This window comes from Hymenobacter actinosclerus, from assembly GCF_900111515.1.
Taxonomy (GTDB): Bacteria; Bacteroidota; Bacteroidia; order Cytophagales; family Hymenobacteraceae; genus Hymenobacter; species Hymenobacter actinosclerus.
Map to the genome: position 1 here is coordinate 1,041,943 of NZ_FOHS01000001.1, position 18,503 is coordinate 1,060,445.

17 protein-coding genes are annotated in these 18,503 nt (G+C 61.7%); 12 read left to right on the plus strand and 5 right to left on the minus strand.

The features are described 5' to 3' along the window. Nucleotides 1–102 precede the first annotated feature (102 nt). Nucleotides 103–822, minus strand: coding sequence for a 3-ketoacyl-ACP reductase (locus BMY67_RS04490; protein ID WP_092768714.1), 720 nt, complete (start codon nucleotides 820–822; stop codon nucleotides 103–105). A 218-nt stretch (nucleotides 823–1,040) separates the two neighbouring features. On the opposite strand from BMY67_RS04490, the gene BMY67_RS04495 reads away from it, so the two are divergent. Both BMY67_RS04495 and BMY67_RS04500 read left to right on the plus strand, forming a co-directional pair. Continuing rightward, a complete protein-coding gene (locus BMY67_RS04495) occupies nucleotides 1,041–2,894 on the plus strand; it encodes a DUF885 domain-containing protein (RefSeq protein WP_092768717.1) in 1,854 nt (617 codons plus the stop codon). 337 nt (nucleotides 2,895–3,231) lie between these two features. Further along, a complete protein-coding gene (locus BMY67_RS04500; protein ID WP_092768720.1) occupies nucleotides 3,232–3,741 on the plus strand; it encodes a DUF4126 family protein in 510 nt (169 codons plus the stop codon). 148 nt (nucleotides 3,742–3,889) lie between these two features. On the opposite strand, the gene BMY67_RS04505 is transcribed toward BMY67_RS04500, so the two are convergent. Then, the gene (locus BMY67_RS04505) at nucleotides 3,890–4,207 is read right to left on the minus strand and encodes a hypothetical protein (protein WP_092768723.1); all 318 of its coding nucleotides are present in this window, start codon (nucleotides 4,205–4,207) and stop codon (nucleotides 3,890–3,892) included. Nucleotides 4,208–4,301: 94 nt separating this feature from the next. Here BMY67_RS04505 and BMY67_RS04510 point away from each other — a divergent pair, with 94 nt between their 5' ends. The 4 genes from BMY67_RS04510 (at nucleotide 4,302) to BMY67_RS04525 (ending at nucleotide 7,238) form a co-directional block, all read left to right on the plus strand. After that, entirely contained in the window at nucleotides 4,302–5,012 is a 711-nt protein-coding gene (locus tag BMY67_RS04510; RefSeq protein WP_245744881.1) for a Dph6-related ATP pyrophosphatase, read from the plus strand. A gap of 227 nt (nucleotides 5,013–5,239) precedes the next feature. Continuing rightward, nucleotides 5,240–5,632 carry a thiol-disulfide oxidoreductase DCC family protein gene (locus BMY67_RS04515; protein WP_092768729.1) on the plus strand — a complete coding sequence of 131 codons (393 nt, stop codon included), beginning with the start codon at nucleotides 5,240–5,242 and terminating at the stop codon, nucleotides 5,630–5,632. Between the two features lie 203 nt (nucleotides 5,633–5,835). Continuing rightward, the gene (locus BMY67_RS04520; RefSeq protein WP_092768732.1) at nucleotides 5,836–6,846 is read left to right on the plus strand and encodes a zinc-binding dehydrogenase; all 1,011 of its coding nucleotides are present in this window, start codon (nucleotides 5,836–5,838) and stop codon (nucleotides 6,844–6,846) included. 104 nt (nucleotides 6,847–6,950) lie between these two features. Further along, the gene (locus BMY67_RS04525) at nucleotides 6,951–7,238 is read left to right on the plus strand and encodes a hypothetical protein (protein ID WP_092768735.1); all 288 of its coding nucleotides are present in this window, start codon (nucleotides 6,951–6,953) and stop codon (nucleotides 7,236–7,238) included. Between the two features lie 103 nt (nucleotides 7,239–7,341). On the opposite strand, the gene BMY67_RS04530 is transcribed toward BMY67_RS04525, so the two are convergent. Together BMY67_RS04530 and rfaD are read right to left on the minus strand one after the other, a co-directional pair. Beyond that, nucleotides 7,342–8,754, minus strand: a complete 1,413-nt coding sequence (locus BMY67_RS04530; RefSeq protein ID WP_092768738.1) for an FAD/NAD(P)-binding protein — start codon at nucleotides 8,752–8,754, stop codon at nucleotides 7,342–7,344. Between the two features lie 130 nt (nucleotides 8,755–8,884). Continuing rightward, entirely contained in the window at nucleotides 8,885–9,850 is a 966-nt protein-coding gene (rfaD, locus tag BMY67_RS04535) for an ADP-glyceromanno-heptose 6-epimerase (RefSeq protein WP_092768741.1), read from the minus strand. A gap of 121 nt (nucleotides 9,851–9,971) precedes the next feature. On the opposite strand from rfaD, the gene BMY67_RS04540 reads away from it, so the two are divergent. From BMY67_RS04540 to BMY67_RS04565, 6 genes are all read left to right on the plus strand, one after another. Next, nucleotides 9,972–10,901 carry an ABC transporter substrate-binding protein gene (locus BMY67_RS04540; protein ID WP_092768744.1) on the plus strand — a complete coding sequence of 310 codons (930 nt, stop codon included), beginning with the start codon at nucleotides 9,972–9,974 and terminating at the stop codon, nucleotides 10,899–10,901. Beyond that, nucleotides 10,898–11,899, plus strand: coding sequence for a FecCD family ABC transporter permease (locus tag BMY67_RS04545; RefSeq protein WP_092768747.1), 1,002 nt, complete (start codon nucleotides 10,898–10,900; stop codon nucleotides 11,897–11,899). Before BMY67_RS04540 ends, BMY67_RS04545 begins: the two co-directional genes overlap by 4 nt. Before the next feature lie 132 nt (nucleotides 11,900–12,031). Continuing rightward, nucleotides 12,032–12,451, plus strand: coding sequence for a 6-pyruvoyl trahydropterin synthase family protein (locus BMY67_RS04550; RefSeq protein ID WP_092768749.1), 420 nt, complete (start codon nucleotides 12,032–12,034; stop codon nucleotides 12,449–12,451). Nucleotides 12,452–12,661: 210 nt separating this feature from the next. After that, the gene (gene lpxB / locus BMY67_RS04555) at nucleotides 12,662–13,771 is read left to right on the plus strand and encodes a lipid-A-disaccharide synthase (protein WP_092768752.1); all 1,110 of its coding nucleotides are present in this window, start codon (nucleotides 12,662–12,664) and stop codon (nucleotides 13,769–13,771) included. 207 nt (nucleotides 13,772–13,978) lie between these two features. Continuing rightward, a complete protein-coding gene (locus tag BMY67_RS04560) occupies nucleotides 13,979–14,776 on the plus strand; it encodes a class I SAM-dependent methyltransferase (RefSeq protein ID WP_177189684.1) in 798 nt (265 codons plus the stop codon). Between the two features lie 169 nt (nucleotides 14,777–14,945). Then, nucleotides 14,946–16,172: an O-antigen ligase family protein gene (locus tag BMY67_RS04565; protein WP_143069693.1), complete on the plus strand. Its 1,227-nt coding sequence runs from the start codon at nucleotides 14,946–14,948 to the stop codon at nucleotides 16,170–16,172. Between the two features lie 290 nt (nucleotides 16,173–16,462). Here the strand turns inward: BMY67_RS04565 and BMY67_RS04570 are convergent, their stop codons facing one another. Then, nucleotides 16,463–18,448: a hypothetical protein gene (locus tag BMY67_RS04570; RefSeq protein ID WP_177189685.1), complete on the minus strand. Its 1,986-nt coding sequence runs from the start codon at nucleotides 18,446–18,448 to the stop codon at nucleotides 16,463–16,465. Between the last annotated feature and the right edge of the window lie 55 nt (nucleotides 18,449–18,503).

The window sequence follows — 18,503 nt, forward strand, 5'->3', positions numbered from 1 at the left end:
CTTTTAGTCTTCTAGCAATAGATCAGCCACCACTAGGCTAAAAATTAGTATCTAGTTCCCCCTCTGCTCTTCGGAGATGGGGCTAGGGGGTGAGGCACCCTCCTAGGGATTCGTGCTCCACATGCTGGCTTCCTTGATGAAGATGCGGCGGTTGAGGCGCAGCTGGCTGATGACGATTTCGGCCAGGTCTTCGGGCTGCATCACTTTCTCGGGGTTGCCGTCGGTGAGGTTATTGGTGGTGGCCAGCTCGGTGGCCACGGTGCTGGGCGTGAGGGCCGACACGCGGATGTTCTGCTTGCGCACTTCCTGCATCAGCGCCTCGGTGAGGCCCATTAGGCCGAACTTGGAGGCGCTGTAGGCGCTGGAGCCGGCCGAGGCCCGCAGGCCCGAGGTAGAAGCCACGTTGATAATGTCGCCGGTCTGGCGCTGCTGCATCTGGGGCAGCACGGCGCGGGTCACGTAGTAAGTGCCCAGCAGGTTCACCTGAATGATGTGCTCCCAGTCGGCGGGCTCCATGTCCATGAACTTGCCGAAAGTGCCGATGCCGGCGTTGTTGATGAGGATATCGATGCTGCCCAGCTGCTCCAGGGCCTGGGCCACGGCGGCGTCCACGGCGGCGCGGTCGGCCACATCGGCCGTTACCACCACGGCGGGCGGGCCGCCGGCGGTTTCAATTTCGTGGGCCACGGTTTGCAGGTCGGTTTCGGTGCGGGCCAGCAGGGCCACGCGCACGCCCTGGGCGGCCAAGGCCAGCGCAATGGCGCGCCCGATGCCTTTGCCCGCGCCCGTTACCAGGGCCGTTTTGCCGGTTAAGTCTTCCATAAGAGTTGCGGTTGGTTGAGTGAGGCTTTATAACTCAGGCGGCCGGCAAAGGTTGACTTAGCCCTATAGTTCTGCTTCAAAACGTGCTTACCTTTCCGCAGCAAAAAAGGCTTGTCTAGTGGGTGATTCAGGGTAGCACTACCCCGCCCACCGAGCCTCCGAAGGGGCGCCTACGAAATCCGTGCAATCCGCTGAAATCCGTGCTAATCCGTGATCCGATGAAGAACCTTATCCTCCCCGCACTGCTGGCCGCCGCGCTGCTGAGCGGCTGCGACCAGCAGCAAAAAGCCGCCGACGAATCGGCCGCTTACACCGCGCCCAACCTGAAAAACGTAAAGGATATCAACAAGCTGTTTGACTACTACTGGGAGGAAAATTCCCGGCTGTTTCCGTTGGAAGCTACCACCCAGGGCGACAACCGTTTCAACGACCAGCTGCCCAACGACGGTACCCGGGCCTTCCGGGAGCAGCTGCGCGCCTTCTACCAGAAATACCTCGACGGCCTGCACCAGTTCAAGCGCGAAAAGCTGTCGGTGAACGACAAAACCAGCTACGATATGCTGGAGTACGACCTGCAAAACAAGCTCGAAGGCCTCAAGCTCAATACCTGGATGATGCCGTTCCAGCAGTTCTGGGGCCTGCCGCTGAGCATGGGCCAGTACGGCTCGGGCGAGGGTGTGCAGCCCTTTAAAACGGCGCAGGACTACGACAACTGGCTGGGCCGGGTGCACGGTTTTACGGCCTGGACCGATACGGCCATTGCCAACTTCCGGCAGGGCATGGCCGCCGGCGTGGTGCTGCCCCGGGCGCTGGTGCTGAAAATGATTCCGCAGATGCGGGCCATGGAAACCAAGGACCCCACCCAGAGCCTGTTCTACGGCCCCATCAAAAAACTGCCCGCTAACCTGCCCGCCGCCGACAAGCAGCGCCTCACGGCCGCTTACCAGACGGCCATTCTCACGGAGCTGGTGCCGGCCTACAAGAAGCTGGGCGACTTCCTCGAAACCGAATACTTGCCCAAAGCCCGCGCCAGCACCGGTATTTCGGCCATTCCGGGCGGCCCGGAAATGTACCGCTACCTGGTAAAGACGTGGACGACCACCGACAAAACCCCGGAAGAAATCTACCAGACCGGCCTGGCAGAAGTGGCCCGCATTCGGGGGGAAATGGAAAAGGTGAAGCAGCAGGTAGGGTTCAAGGGCGACCTGAAGGCCTTCTTCGCGAGCCTCAAAACCGACCCTAAGCTAATGCCCTACAAAACGCCTGAGGAGGTGCTCGATGGGTTTCGGGCCATTCAGGCCAAAATGGAGCCCAACCTGAAAACCATGTTCGGCCGGGTGCCCAAAACGCCGTTCGAAATCCGGCAGACCGAGGATTTTCGCGCCGCCTCCGCCTCGGCCGAGTACAACCAGGGCTCCCCCGACGGCTCGCGGCCCGGTGTGTTCTACCTCCCGATTCTCGACGCCACCAAGTTCAACATCACCTCGGGCATGGAGTCGCTGTTTCTGCACGAGGCCATTCCGGGCCACCACTACCAGATTTCCTTGCAGCAGGAAAACACCGAACTGCCCAGGTTCCGGCGCTTTGCCTGGTACGGGGCCATGGGCGAAGGCTGGGCGCTGTACGCCGAAAGCCTGGGCAAGGAGCTGGGCCTCTACACCGACCCTTACCAGTACATGGGCTCGCTGGGCGACGAGATGCACCGCGCCGTGCGCCTGGTGGTAGACGTGGGCATGCACACCAAGAACCTGACCCGCGAGCAGGCCATCAGGTACATGATGGCCAACGAAGCCATCAGCGAAGACGGGGCCACGGCCGAAATTGAGCGCTACATGGCTATCCCGGGGCAGGCGCTGAGCTACAAAATCGGGGCGCTTAAAATCCGGGAGCTGCGCCAGAAGTACGAGCAGCAGCTGGGCGGCAATGCCCACCGCCTGCGCGAAGAGTACGCCGGCCAGAACCGCGCCCATTTCAGTCTGAGCGACTTCCATGATGAGCTGCTGCGCGACGGGGTGATGCCGCTGGCCGTGCTGGAGCGCAAAATGGACACCTGGGCGGCGAATGAGAAATGAGGTTTTGAGAAGCTAGATGAACTGACAGGCTAATTTGGTGTACAGAACGTCATTCAGAGCGCAGCGAAGAATCTCGCTCGAACAGCCGTTGGACGAATTCAGGCGAGATTCTTCGCTGCGCTCTGAATGACGTTCCGCATACCAATTTACCTTGTCAATTCAGCTAGCAGTTAGAAGATAGAAGCGGCCGTCGGCCGTGCTGGGCCGGCCCCAAGAGCTGTTTCGTTGAAATGCTTCGTTGTTACGGCCGGTTTTGCGTAGAAAGGTTTTTCGGCGAAGTAGAGCGGCAGACGTTTGCTTCTATCTACTAGCTCCTAACTTCTAGCTTCTTTATATCATGACCAAATACCAATGGCAAACCATCGGGCTGGGCACGCTGGCGGGTTTCCGCAGCATGACGGCCCCGGCGCTGCTGAGCAGCAACCTGCTTACCTATCACCCCAAAGCCCTGGCCGGCTCGCCGCTGCGCTACCTGCAAAAAAACTGGGTGGCCCAGGGCCTCAAGCTGCTGGCCGCCGGCGAAATGGTGGGCGACAAACTGCCCGCCACTCCCGACCGCATTGCGGCCCCGGTGCTGCTGGGTCGGATGGTATCGGGGGGCCTGGTGGGCGCCACCATTTTCCGTATCAACCACGATAAAACCCTCAACGGGGCCGTTTTAGGCGGTTTGGCCGCTATTGCGGGTACTTACCTAAGCTTCTTCCTGCGCAAGCAGGCAACCCAGGAATCGGGCCTGCCGAGCGCAGTAACCGGCGGCTTCGAGGATGCCCTGACAGTGGGCATGGGCCTGGCCCTGACCAAGGGCACCGACGTCGGCAAGCCCCAACCCCGCGCCTGGGATTTATAAGCGGCCGCCTACCGCTACTGTTCTTCAACTCAAATGCCCCGCCGGATAGTCCGGTGGGGCATTTAAGTTACTAGTGGCGGAAAGGAGAGCGGATAGGTAGGGCGGTAGAGCCGGAAAAATCCGGTAAGCGGGTGCGGCCGGGCCGCGGTTAGTTTTCGCGGGTCGTGGACTTGGCTTCGTCGTTGGTCTGGGGCATCGAACCGGTAGGCGAGGTGCCGGCAGCGGCCTCTACAGCCGAGTTCGTAGACGTTTTCTGGTCGGCGGCCGAGCCTTTGCCGATGGGCGTGTAGGCATTCTGGCTCTGGCTCACGCTGTCGAGGTCGGTATCGGCGGCGGTGGCTTCGGGGCCGTTGGTGAAATCCTGGCTGAACTGGGGCTCCTTGCCGGGGCCGTTATCGTAGTCGCAGGCGGTAGTGAGGCCGAGGCCCAGGGTGGCAAGCAGGCAGAAAGAAAACAGGCGGTTCATAGGACGTAAGGTCAGGGGAAGAAAGTAAGAAGCGGCTACCCCCGGCAAACGTGCCGCATGGGCCCGGGGTTGCATTGGGCCGTACCTTCGCCCGATGGCAATTCCGACGCTGATGAACTGGAGCGGGGGCAAAGATTCGGCCCTGGCGCTCTACCACGCCCTGCGCGACCCCACCCTGCATATAACCGATCTGCTCACGAGTGTAAACGCCCACCACGGCCGCGTTTCCATGCACGGGGTGCGCACGGCGCTGCTCGAAGCCCAGGCCCGGCGCATCGGCCTGCCCCTGACGCAGCTGCTGCTGCCCGAAACCCCCGACATGGCCGCCTACGAGCAGCTGATGCGCGCCACGCTGGCCCCGCTGCTGGCGCGGGGCGTCGCGCGGTCGGTATTCGGCGACATTCATCTGGAAGATTTGCGCCGCTACCGCGAGCAGCAGCTGGCCGCGCTGGGCCTGGAAGCCGTTTTTCCGCTCTGGCAGCGGCCCAACGCCGAGGTGCTGGCCGAGTACCTGGCGCTGGGCTTCCGGGCCGTGGTGGTGTGCATCAACGAGCGGCACCTCGACCGCAGCTTCTGCGGCCGCGAGCTGAACCAGGAGTTTCTGCGCGACCTGCCGCCCGGCGTCGACTCGTGCGGCGAAAACGGCGAATACCACTCCTTCGTGTACGACGCACCCTACTTCAGCAGCCCCCTTGCAGTGCAGCGCGGCGAGCAGGTGCGCCGCACCTACCCGGCCCCGGCCGGCAGCGGGGCCCCAGAAGCCGCCTTCTGGTTCCAGGATTTGTTGTTAACCGAGAACACATAGCTATTAGCTGACAGCTTCCGTTCATTCAGCTAACAGCTATACTCATTACAAGGTGGTTAGCGGGAACGGGGTAGAGACACAATATTCTGTGTCTCCTCGTTGAACGGCTACGCTGGAACCGTCAAGGCATATCGTTCAACAACGAGACGCAAAATGTTGTGTCTCTACAAAAGCCCTGATTTTCGCCAACCAATCTGCAACGACTATAGCAGCTGAAAGCTCAGAATATGGTGATTCTCTTTGATGGCGTTTGTAACCTGTGCAACGGCTTTGTGCAGTTTGTTATCCGGCACGATGCGGCCGGGCAGTTCCGGTTTGCCGCGTTGCAGTCGGCGGCGGGGCAGGAGTTGCTGCGGGCCCACCGGCTGCCCGCGCCTCCCGAGCCCGACTCGGTGGTACTGCTGGCCGACGGCCGGGCCTACACCCATTCGGCGGCGGCGCTGGAGATTCTGGCCCGGCTGGGCGGGCGCTGGACCGCATTGGCCCGGGCCGGCCGTTGGTTTCCGCGCCCCCTGCGCGACGCCGTGTACCGCCTCATCGCTCGCCACCGCTACCGCTGGTTTGGCCGCCAGGAAAGCTGCTGGCTGCCCACCCCGGCGCTGCAAAGCCGGTTTCTGTAGCTGATCCGTAGAAAAGAACGCCATGCTGAGCCCCGCAAAGCATCTCGCGTGCTGACATTGCGGCTAAGTTGATCAGCCAGCAGTAGAGATACTTCGACTCCGCTCCGGTGCGCTCAGCATGACGCCCGTATTTTTACTCACTACTCACTACTCACTACTCACTACTCACTACTCACCATCTCACCATCTCACCATCTCACCTCATGCAAGCTCTCGTTCTTTCTGGTATCAACCAGCCCGTAACCCTGCAAAATGTGCCTACGCCCACGCCCGGTGCCGGGCAGGTGCTGGTGCAGCTGCACGCCGCTGCCCTCAACCACCGCGACGTCTGGATTCAGAAGGGCCAGTATGCCGGCCTCAAATTCCCCATCATCCTCGGTTCTGATGGCGCCGGCACAGTAACGGCCCTGGGCGAGGGCGCGCCCGCAAGCCTGCTGCACCAGGCCGTGCTCATCAACGCGGGCCAGGGCTGGGGTTCCGACTCCCGCGCCCAGGGCCGCGACTTCCGGATTCTGGGGCTTCCCGACGATGGGACGTTTGCCGAGTACGTGGCCGTGCCGGCCGCGGCCGTACGGGCCAAACCGGCGCACCTGAGCTTCGAGCAGGCCGCCACCCTGCCATTGGGAGGCCTCACGGCCTACCGGGCCGCCTTCACGCGGGGGCAGGTGCAGGCCGGCGAGCGGGTGCTTATCAGTGGCGTGGGCGGTGGCGTGGCGCTGCTGGCCCTGCAGATGGTGGTAGCCGCCGGTGCCGAAGCCTGGGTAACGTCGGGCTCGGAAGAAAAAATTGCCCGGGCCGTGAAGCTGGGCGCCAAGGGCGGCATCAGCTACAAAACCGAAAAGTGGCCCGCTACGCTTACCAAGCAGGCCGGCGGTGGCTTCGACCTTATCATCGACAGCGCGGCCGGCCCCGGCTTCAACGACCTGATTGACGCCGCGGCCCCCGGCGGCCGCATCGTGTTCTACGGCGCCACCCAGGGCGACGTGCCCGAGCTGGCCGCCCGCAAGGTGTTCTGGAAGCAACTTTCGCTGCTGGGCTCCACCATGGGCACCGAGCAGGATTTCGCCGATATGGTCGACCTGGTGGAGCAGCACCAGCTGGTGCCGGTGGTTGACGAAACCTTCGCGCTGGCCGAGGGCGAGCAGGCCCTGCGCCGCATGGACGAGGGCGTGCAGTTCGGCAAAATCGTGCTAAAAATAAAGGCCGCTAAGTAGCGGCTGAATGTATCTTTACGGCCGGAAATAACGTCTATGGAAGGAATTAAATAGCTGCTAATTTAGTTAGCTTTACATCCGCTAACCACGAAGTTTTCTGCCCTATGAAGATGCCCGCCGAATACCTCGCCTGCCCGGTTTTTGAGCTGACCTACCCAACCGGTGAAGCTGCCGAATCGGTGCCGGTAGTGGCCTACACCGATGCGCTGCAGGCCGTAGAAGCTGCCCTGGCTGATGCCGAGAAATACAAGTACCTGCTCATGCGGGCCCTGCGCCGTAGCACCCCGGTTGCGGCCCAGCAGTATCCCGAGCTGCCCACGCTGCCCTTCCCCGAGCCCGGCACCGATACCCGCGTGCTGCCCCTCTACCCGCCCAGCGAGCTGGCGGCCTGAGGTAGCTGCCCGGATGCAGTAATTCACGGGTTTCAGCCATGAAAAGCCCCGCTCCCTATCGGTTAGGAGGCGGGGCTTTTTGCGGATGAAGATTAATGGGACGCTACACCCTGGCGTGCTCCAGCTGCCGCAGCCGCTGGCCCAGCAGCCGCGCCAGCGTTACGGCCTGGGCGCGTAGCTCGGGCACGGCCGTCGACTCGAAGTAGGCGGGGCGGCGGCTGGGGCCCAGGGTGAATAGTATTTCGGAGGGCTGACCATCTGCGTCGAGCAGGGCGCCGTCGGCATCAGTCAGCATGCCCAAACCCAGCGGATCGGGCACCAGCTGGCCGGCTTCGCGCAGCTGCACTACCAGCGGCTCCTGAATGCGGCTGTAGTTAAGCAGCGGGCCGGTGCAGGTGATGACGTGCCGGGCTGTAATCGGCTGATCGGGGTAGCCGGCGCGGCTTACCGTTACCAGCAAATCCTCGTCGGCCGGCACAATTTCGCGCGCCCGGCCTCGCAGCTGCTGCACCCGCCCCGAAGCCAGCAGCTGCTGAATAATTGCGGCGTTGCCGGGGGGGCTGCGGTGGCGCAGCACCGACCAGATGCCGGCCAGATGCCGCAAAAACCGCGACTGCTCGGCCAGCGGCCAGCCGGCCCAGATGCGCGGCAGATCGGGGCGGAGCGAGTCGAGCACGGGCTGCCAGGGCAGGCCCTGCGCCCGGGCAGCCGCCACGTGCCGGCGCACGACGCGCAGCACCGCACCCACGCTGGCCAGGCCGGCCAGCTCGGGGGCCCAGAAACTGGGGTAGGCGCGCGCGCCGGGCACAGCGGCAGTGGGCCAGCGGCCGTGCTGCGAAACCACCGTCAGGCGGCCCTGGTGGCCATCGGCCCGCAGGCCCAGCAGCACATCCACGGCCGTCAGGCCCGAGCCGAGCAGCAGCACATCATCGGTGGGCTTGATGCTCGATAGCGCCCCGGCGGCCCAGGGGCTGCCATGGTAGCCGGGGTGGCTGACGTAGTCGTGGGGCAGGGGCGTGGGCACGGCGGGCGGGAAATTGCCCAGTGCCAGCACCACCAGATCGGAGCGGAGAAGCTGGCCGTTGCGCAGCCGCACGACGGCACCCGGCCCGCTGGGGTCGGGCTCCACGCTCAGGGCCGACGAATTGTGCCACTGGCAGGTCATGCCATTCATGGCGGGCCACTCCAGCACCTGGCCCACCAGCTGCTGCAGGTAGCGGCCGTAGCTCTGGCGGGTGCAGAAACCATCCTGGCAATCCTGCTCAGCTCCGGTAATGCGCAGCCAGTTCTCGAAGTGGTCGGGCTGCTCGGGGAAGGCACTCAGGGCCTTGGCGGGCACATTCAGCAGGTACTCCGACCGCCGGGCAGTATAGGCCAGGCCCGGGCCCGGCGCGGGCCGGGGCTCCACCAAATGCACGTCGCAGTGAAAGGGTTGCCCCGGCAGCTGGGCCAGTTGTACGGCCAGCATGGAGCCCGAAAATCCGCCCCCAATGATTGTAATGCTCCTGCGCTGCATGGCCCGATTGTTTAGGAGCTTTTAAGATAGTACTCTCGCCGGAATGTTTGGTAGAAAAAGTCTGGCGGCCATTGATAAGCGCCAGAAACGGTGGTGATTCACAAGCCGGCCACCAGCGGCCGGCTTGTGCTTAATAGTAGGTGCCGGGCACCAGGTAGTTGCGCACGTAGTCGTTGATGCCGTCTTCGAGGCGGGTAAAGGGCCGCTCGTAGCCGATGCCGCGCAGCTTGCTCATATCGGCCTGCGTGAAATACTGGTAGGTGTCGCGGATGTCTTCGGGCGTGTCGCGGAAGTGGATATCGGCGGTGCGGTCGAGGGCGGCGAAGGTGCTCAGCGTGAGGTCGAGGAAGGTGCGGGCCTCGCCGGTGCCCAGGTTGTAGATGCCCGAGGCGCGGCGGGTCTGCATCAGAAACATGCACACGTCCACCACATCCTTCACGTACACGAAGTCGCGCTGCTGCTCACCGTCGGCAAAGTCGGGGTTGTGCGAGCGGAACAGCGTCATCGAGCCCGTTTCCTGAATCTGGCGGAAGGCGTGCAGAATCACGGAAGCCATGCGGCCCTTATGGTACTCGTTGGGGCCGTACACGTTGAAAAACTTCAGTCCGGCCCAGAAAAACGGCTTCTCCGGCTGCTGCACGGCCCAGTTGTCAAAGTCGTTCTTCGACTCGCCGTAGGGGTTGAGCGGGCGCAGCAGCGGCAGCAGCACGTCGTCGTCGGAGTAGCCCAGCGTACCCGAGCCGTAGGTGGCGGCCGACGAGGCGTACACCAATGGCAGCTGGTAGCGGCAGCAGGCCAGCCACATCTGCTTGGAGTACTCCAGGTTGAGGATGTTGAGCAGGTCGCGGTTGGTTTCGGTGGTGTCGGTGCGGGCGCCGAGGTGGAAAATAAACTCCACGTCGGCGTGGTGGGCATCGAGCCAGGGAAAAAACTCTTCGCGGTCAACGTACTCGGTCAGGTGCTTGCCCGAGAGGTTGAGCAGCTTCCGCTCGTTGGTGAAGTTATCGACCACCACGATTTCGTTGAAATTGGCGGCATTGAGGCGGGCGACGAGGGCACTGGCAATAAAGCCGGCCGCTCCGGTAACGACGATCATAAGGTAGAGTGTTTAGGTCCAAAAGTAACCAGCAGACCGCGAATGGCCGGCAAATGGCGGGGGCCGGCGGAAGATAGCAGGTAGAGAACGGGCATCCTGCGCAGCGGTTACCTTTGCGCCCATGCTCCGCCATTTCGTCTGCCGCTTCGCCGGCCTCAGCCTGCTGCCCCTGCTGCTGGCCACCTGCCGCCCCGATACGTCCGAAACCACCGCTCCGCCCACGGCGGCAGCTGCCACCCAGCAGCTGCACGACGATCTGGGCCGTTCCCTGACTGTGCCGGCCAACCCGCGCCGCATCATGGCCCTGGCGGCTTCCATGACGGAAATGCTCTTCGCCGTGGCCGATACGGCGACCATCGTGGCCCGCACCCAGGTCTGCGACTACCCGGCGGCCGCGCTGCGCAAACCCGTCGTCAACAGCTACCCACTCGATCTGGAGCGCCTCGTAGCCCTCCGGCCCGATATCGTGTTCACAACCACCGGCATCACCTCCGAGGCCGATGCCCAACGGCTGCAGGAGCTGGGTATTCCGGTCTATTATCAGCAGTACGAGAAGGTGGAGGATATTTTCCGGGGCCTCACCGACCTGGGCCGCATTCTGGGCCGCGTGCCTCAGGCCCGGCAGCTGGTCGATTCGCTGCGGGGCGAGCTGCGGACGCTGGAGGCGCTGCCCAAACCGTCGCCGGCCCCCACGGTGCTGGCCATCACCTGGACCGACCCGATTTACGTGTACGGCCAGAACACGCTGTTCACGGATAAAATCCGGCTGGCCGGCGGGCAGAACGCGGTAACGGAGCAGTTCGCCCAGCCTTACCCGGCTCTCACCCGCGAATACATCCTCAAGCTCAACCCCAAGGTGCTGCTCGGCGGCTCGTTCGGCAAGCTCGATAGCACCTTTTTTCGCCTTTACCCCGAACTCAAACGCATCAAAGCCTACCAGACCCGCCGCATTTACGACCCCGCCGGCGACCTGATGGCCCGCCCCGGCCCGCGTGTAGTGGAGGGAGTTCGGGACCTGCGGCGGCTCATCTGGGCGCCGCCCGCACCATGAGCCGCCCCGCGCTGCCCTACATTCTGGCCAGCCTGCTGCTGACCGTGGGCCTGCTGGCTGTGGGTCTGCGGGTGGGCAGCTACGAAACCGACTACGCCCTGATTGGTCGGGCGCTACTGCACTACGACGCCCGCGACCCGGCCCAGCTGGTGCTGCTGGAGCTGCGGCTGCCGCGGCTGCTGCTGGCGCTGCTGGCCGGCGCGGGGCTGGCCCTGAGCGGCTACGTAATGCAGGCCATGGTAAACAACCCACTGGCCGACCCTTACCTGCTCGGCACGGCCTCGGGCGGGGCGCTGGGCGCCAGCCTTACCTTCCTGTTTCTGCCGGGCCTCACCCTATTCGGCCTGTACGCGCCTCCGCTGGCGGCCCTGCTCGGGGCGCTGGGCGTTACGCTGGTGGTGGTGGTGATTGGCAGCCGCCGGGGCCGGGTGGTGCCCACGCTGCTGCTGCTGGCCGGCGTGGCCATGGGTTCGTTGGTGACGGCCGTGGGCGGGCTGCTCACGTTTCTGGCCGCCACCGAAGAAAAGCTGCGCACCATCACGTTCTGGTCGCTGGGCGGATTCGAGCGGGCCAGTTGGGCTACGCTGCCTTACCCGGCCGCGGCCGTAGTGCTGGGCCTGGGGGCACTGGCGCTGCTGCGCCCCCGCCTGAATCTGCTGCTGCTGGGCGAGGAGCGGGCCACGGCCCTGGGCCTGCCGGTGGCCCAAACGCGCTGGCTGCTGCTGCTTATTGCCTCGGGCCTGACCGGGGCCGTGGTAGCGCTGTGCGGGCCCATTGGGTTTGTGGGGCTGGTGGTGCCGCACATTACGCGCTGGCTGCTGGGCACGGTAGGAGGGGGCAATATGCTGTTCTGCGCGCTGCTGGGCGGCAATTTCCTGGTGCTCTGCGACCTGCTGGCCCGGGTGCTCTACCCGCCGGCCGGCCTGCCCGTGGGCCTGGTCACGGCCCTGTTCGGCGTACCGTTCTTCGTATATTTGCTGCGCAAACAAGGAACTTAGGGGCTTAGGGATGTAGGGACTTAGAGACGGTTTGACGGTGTATTTCCGCTCCAAAATCCATCTGCTCAGGCCCCACATTCTTATTTAGAACATCATCTAGGGCCCTAAGCCCTAAGTACCTAAAACCTACAAATGATTTACATCAGCCGCCAGGAACACTTCAACGCCGCCCACAAGCTCCATAATCCCAAGTGGAGCGACGAGCGTAACGCGGAAGTGTTCGGCCCCTGCGCCAACGTCAACTGGCACGGCCACAACTACGACCTCATCGTGACGGTGAAGGGCCGCCCCGACCCGGATACCGGCTTCGTCATCGACCTCAAGCAGCTCAGCACCCTCATCCGCACCCACGTTATCGACCAGGTCGACCACAAAAACCTGAACCTCGACGTGCCCTTTATGGCCGGCCAGCTGGCCAGCACCGAGAATCTGGTGGTGGCTTTCTGGAAAATACTGGCCCCCGAAATCGAAGCCATTTCCCCGGGCCGCCTGCACTCGCTCAAGCTCTACGAAACGCCCCGCAACTTCGTAGAATACTTTGGGGAGGAATAATTATGAATTATGAATTATGAATTATGAATTATGAATTATGAATTATGAATTATGAATTATGAATTATGAATTATGAATTATGAATTATGAATGCACTTTTCTGAAAGCTGAAGAAACGAAAACGAATTATGAAGCTGAATAATGGATGGAACGGCGCAACCTGCCTGGTCCAATTCATAATTCATAATTCATAATTCATAATTCCAAAGAATGAAGTACTACCTGATAGCGGGCGAGCGGTCCGGGGATTTTCATGCTTCCAGCCTGATGCAGGAGTTGCGCCGGCAGGACCCGGAGGCCGAGTTTCGCTTCTGGGGCGGCGACCTGATGCAGGCCGAGGGCGGCGAAATGGTGCGCCACTATCAAGAAATGGCCGTCATGGGCTTCTGGGAGACTGCTACCAGCGTGCTCAAGTTCCGCGGCTACCTCAAGCAGGCCCAGCGCGACCTGCTGGCCTGGCAGCCCGACGTAGTGATTCTGGTCGATTACGCCGGCTTCAACATGCGGGTGGCCAAGTTTGCCAAAGCCGCCGGCCTGAAGGTGTTCTATTACATCTCGCCTAAAATCTGGGCCTGGAACCAGGGCCGGGTCCACCAGGTAAAAAAGGTGGTCGACCGCATGTTCGTCATTCTGCCTTTCGAAAAGGAATTCTACCAGGGATTCGATTACAAAGTCGACTACATCGGCAACCCCATTGCCGACAGCGTGGGCGAGCACCAGAAATCGGCCGATTTCTACCTGCGCAACCAACTCGACCCCGAGCGCCCTATTATTGCGGTGCTGCCCGGCTCGCGCAAGCAGGAAATCGAGGAAATGCTCTACGAGATGCTGGCCATCCTGCCGCCCTTCCTCGACTACCAGTTCATTGTGGCCGGCGTCGATAACCTCGACCGCGGTTACTACGCCCACTTCGAGCGCAACAACGTGCGTATCCTTTTCGACCAGACCTATGACCTGCTGGCCCACGCCACGGCCGCCCTGGTTACCAGCGGCACGGCCACCCTCGAAACGGCCCTGTTCCGGGTGCCGCAGGTGGTGTGCTACCGCACCAGCGCTGTATCGTACGCCATTGGCAAGGCCGTTATCAAGGTGCCCTACATTTCGCTGGTAAACCTGATTGCGGGCAAGGAAGTCGTGAAGGAGCTTATTCAGAGCGACTTCAACTCCCGCAACCTGGTGGTGGAGCTGAAGAAAATCACCGCCGACGAGGAGTTCATTGCCCGGCAAAAGGCCGGCTACGAGGAGCTATGGGAAAAGCTGGGCCAGCAGAAATCGGCCGAGAAGGCCGCGGCCCTGATGGTGGGCTACCTGCAAGGCTAGCGTTGCCTGTATAGCCTACGGCCCGTACGTACCAGGGACTTGAAGAGGCATTGTCCTTACTTCTACTAACCCAACGCGCCTTGGCCGGGAAATTTCAAGTACCATCTCAGCTATGTTGTATTATACCGCTTAATTCTTTCCTAGATGATTCGCTTTTCGGCTCCTTTTTTTTCCGGTAGTAAGAACATAAAAGATCTGCTGCCCGCTATGTTGCGCCGTCGAAAGTCGGAGTGGGTTGGGAAAGCTATTCTGGATGTGCCCGCTGGCAACGGTGATACCTCGCACCTGCTGCTGGAATTAGGAGCCGAGGTAACGGCTTCGGACCTATACCCGGAGTTCTTTCGCTATCCTAATATTTCCTGTGTGAAGGCAAACCTAAATGGCACTTTGCCCTTTGCGGCGGCCAGCTTCGATGTAGTCATCTGCCAGGAAGGTATCGAGCACATGCCGAACCAATTGCATTTGTTTCAGGAAATGAACCGGGTGCTGCGGCCTGGCGGACGGGCCATTATCACCACGCCAAACTACTCCAACCTGCGTACCCGCTTAAGCTACTTGCTGTTAGAAAGTGAGGCCTACCGGCTGATGGCTCCTAACGAGGTAGATTCGGTCTGGGCCTCGGAGCAGGCCCAGACGATCGACGATGTGTATTTGGGGCACATCTTTTTCGCCAACGTAACCAAGCAACGGGTGCTGGCTGCACTCTCCGGCCTGCACATCGTCGAAGTTCACCCGACCCGGGTGAATTACACGTCGCTGCTGCTACTGCCTTTTTATTATCCCTGGATGCGGCTGGCCGGCTGGCTGGCTCGTCGGCGGGGATTACGGCGGAAGCCTTCTACGCCCAAGCGGGCCGCGGCGTACGCCGAACTGGCGCAACTCAACCAAAGCCTAACCGTGCTCACGGGTGGGCACCTAATAGTGGAGTATGAAAAATGCGCGGAGGCCCCTGAAGTGGTAGCTGGGCTGAGAGGAAACCTCGACTTGGCAACGGCTAAAACCTAAGATAGGAAGTTTTCCGGCCTCATTCTCGGAAACCCCGGGGCCAATTGCCGCCATTCAGCATTGGTATTACAGGCAATGCCACACCTGCTGCTTACGCTCGTAGCCATTTGCAAACGCCCTAACCTACGTTCCTTTGCTTCTATCGGCGCAGTACTATCATTCCGGCCGTTTGTCGCAGCATTTATTGTGGCTGGCCTCACTTGCGGGAGTCGTAGGGCTGCTGTCTGCTAGGGCCTTGGTGGCACTCAGCCCCCTAGTAGGAGTGCTGGCGGTGCTGGCTAACCCGAACCTGCGCCACGATATTAAAAACTACCTGCGCAATGCGGCCGCTATGCGGGCCGCGGCTTTAGTTGGGTTCTTACTGGTAAGCGGCGTTTACACCAGCGAATGGGCCGTGTGGCGTCACGAGCTATTTCGGAGCCTGACGTGGCTGGGCGTGCCGCTGGCCTTCGCCGTGGCTACGCCTCTGTCGGCAGCGCAACGCCTGAGCGTAGGCCTGGCCTTCGTTGGCGGCACGGCACTGGTAGCCCTGGCCACGCTGGCCCAGTACTTTGCCGACCCAGCCGGTGCTAATGCCGCCATCAGCATTGGCCAGAACATGCAGGCCATCACGCGCATTTTTCATGTTCATTTTGGGCTGATGCTGTCGCAGAGTTTCTTCTGGGGGCTACTGCTGGTGCGTCACCCTCTGGCCCGGGTCTGGATGAAGGCCCTGATGCTGCTGGCTAGTATTGTGGCGGCTCTTACATTGCATATTCTCGCCTACCGTACCGGGCTGCTGGTGTTTTACACTGGGCTGGTGGCCTACACCGTGTGGCTGCTGCTGCGAGGAAGCGTAGTACTAGGAATCGGGCTGGTGCTGCTGTTGGGTATGGCACCTTTGGGCGCATATTATACCTTGGATTCAGTACGTGACCGAGTAGCTTCTACGCACTATGACATCGAGCAGTATCAATACGAGAAAGATATCAATACTTACTCCCTGTCACGCCGGCTGGTGGCCGTAAAAACGGCCAAAAATATTATTCAACAGCATTGGCTGCTAGGGGTGGGGCCCGCCGATGCTGCTGCGGCTATGAAGAGACAGTATAGCTGGCGGGATTTTGGTTTACGACCTGAAAACTTAGTGTACGTGCACAACGAGTACCTCAGTGCGATGTTGGGTGGGGGCCTGGTAGGGCTGAGTATTTTGCTTGCTATTCTCTGCTGGCCCCTCACGCAGGCTGTGCTACGGCGTAATCCCTACGTTTGCTTTTTCATTCTGACCCAAGCCACTGTAATGATGGTCGCCGATATTCTAAGCCTACAAATTGGCCTGAACCTCTTCGTTTTCGGTTACGGTTTCCTGGTGGTAGCAAACGAACGCAATGTCAAGCTAACGTCTTCTCCCACCTGACGATACCATTCTGCCTGCCAGGTATTCGTTTCCTGAATTTACCGTCTGGCTACTACTGCTAAACAAAGGCCGGCTACGACGAAATCTGGGAAAAGCTGGGCCAGCAGAAATCGGCCGAGAAGACGGCGGCCCTGATGGTGGGTTACCTGCGCGAGCCGAAGACGGCGTAGTAAACCCTGCACGTTAGTGAGCTCCCGACACTATTTGGGCCACTCAATGGAATTTGCCTTAAACTAAAACGGGCAAGTGGCTTCCCCGAAATTTCAGGGAAGCCACTTGCCCGTTTTAGTTTACGACGACTTGTCAGCCAGAGCCAATTCGAGCATGTAGGCCACCGAACTGCTGTAGCCGTTGGTATTGGCGAGCAGTGTGGTAAGGTCGGCGCGGGCGGCTTTGCGCCAGGGAGCGTGCTGGCTCAGGTGGCCCAGCAGCACCACGGCCCACTGTCGGCCTAGTTCGGTAGCTTGGTCGTCTTGGGCTATCTGCACCAGTACGCTTCGCAGCCGGCTGATGAGAGAGGCGGGCAGGGGCGCGAGCAAAGCCAGCAGAGCGGTCCGCCCCACCGGGTCGTCTTCGCCCCGGCCCACAGTTTTCAACATGTCTTCCAAGTGCCGCCGCACCTCGTGCGAGTGCTTATTCATCTCAAAGAGGTTGTATTCCTCCCAACGCGCCGCCAGCGCTTCCTGCTTCTCAAACCCCGTTACCAGATACTCCACAAATGCCTCTGCCGATCCAAAATACGCGGTGGCTCCGCGCTTGGTAAATCCCAGGCGCGAGCCCGGGTCGTTGGGAGTGCCATAGTACCAGCTGGTCAGTTTGTTGAAAACCTCCTTCTGAATTTTAGGGGGAGCATCGCCCACCTGCACAATGTCGCGCAGAAACTGATGCAGCCGTAACCGCTCGGCGTGGGGCGCCGCCGCGAGCCAGTACGTAACCATGTTTAGCAGACCAGGACAGGCTCCTTCGGGGGCGGTGCGCAGGTTATCGAAAAGCAGCTGCATAGGCAGGGCCTGTTGCTCCAGCAAGGCCCGGAGTGCCGGCAGCTTATCAAACAGGAACAGGTCACGCTCAATCAGGTCCTGGGCCAGCTCCCGAACATCGCCGGGCGGCAGTGCAGGCCAGCCAAGGATAGAGTTGATGTAGGAGCAGTCCTGCCCAAACCTGTATGTGCTGGGGTCGGCTACCGTCTCGCGTAGTAATTCGCGGGCATCGCCGGGCTCCAAGTTGAGCACCCGCATATTTTGCAGCGCCCCCCGCAGCTCTTCCGACAGGTCGGTGCGCCGCCGCAGCGGCTGCAGAAAGGGCCGGAGTCGCAGGTGCGGCAGCCCGCGGCGCAGCATAAGGCTGAACAGCGTGACCAGCCGTTGGTCGTCGAATTCTGCTAATAGAGGGCCCAGTTCAAATTCCTGATCTGTTTTCAGCAGCACCAGGGCCGCGGCAAACTGCCGGCGGGGGCTGCGCAAGGCCGCGTGCAACGGGTCGGGTAGGGCCGCTGCCAAGGCCACTCCAAAGGCCAGGTCGTCGTCGCCGGTGGTCAGCGCCTCGGCCGGAATGGGTTCGGATTGCCGGCCCCAAGCCGTGGCCAGCAACGCGAGCCCTACCGCCGCTTCGAGCGGCAGCTGATCCTTTATCGCGTAAAGGGCGGAGCGGAGCTCAGTATCATAAACTCGAAAATGCAGGTTGGCCAGAAAGTGCCAATGGCTCATAACCAGGGCTGCTTCCAGGCGCAGGGCTGCATCGTCCAGCGTCAGGGCCGCGTGCGCCAGCTCAATATCAGGGTGGTAAGCCTCGTCGTAGGCAGTTGGCTCCAGGGCCCAGATGCGCAGGCGGGCCAGCGCGGCCAGCGTCCGGGTTCTACTGAAGGGCGAGTTGAGGCGAGTTTCAAGTAGCTTTTCGGCCTCGGTAGTGCCTTGGTGCGGCGGTAGCTGCAGGGCCTGCAGCTGGTCGTCGGGCAGAGGCAGCAGGGGTAGCAGGTGCGCTTCGAGTGCCTGGGCCCAGCCCCGCTGCCGGAGTTGGCTTTCGGCCCGCACGAGGTCGTCGATATGGCGCTCGATTATTATTGCGTGGCGCTGGTAGAGGCGGTTGAAATGGTCGGCCTGCTCGGCAGGCATGGCCGCCAGCCGCTCGGGTATCACAAACTGGTCAGAGCCCAGATGCTTGAGCCAGCGGGCGGCTCCGTACCGCTCGTCGGGCACTAGGCCGGCCCCACACTGGCGGCAGTAATTGCCCTCGGGCGTTAGTTCGGTGCACCAATGGCAGCGTTTTTCGCGGCGCACAGCGTGGCCACAGCGGCCGCACAGGTCGCCGGGTTTCCAGTCGGGGGGCTGTACC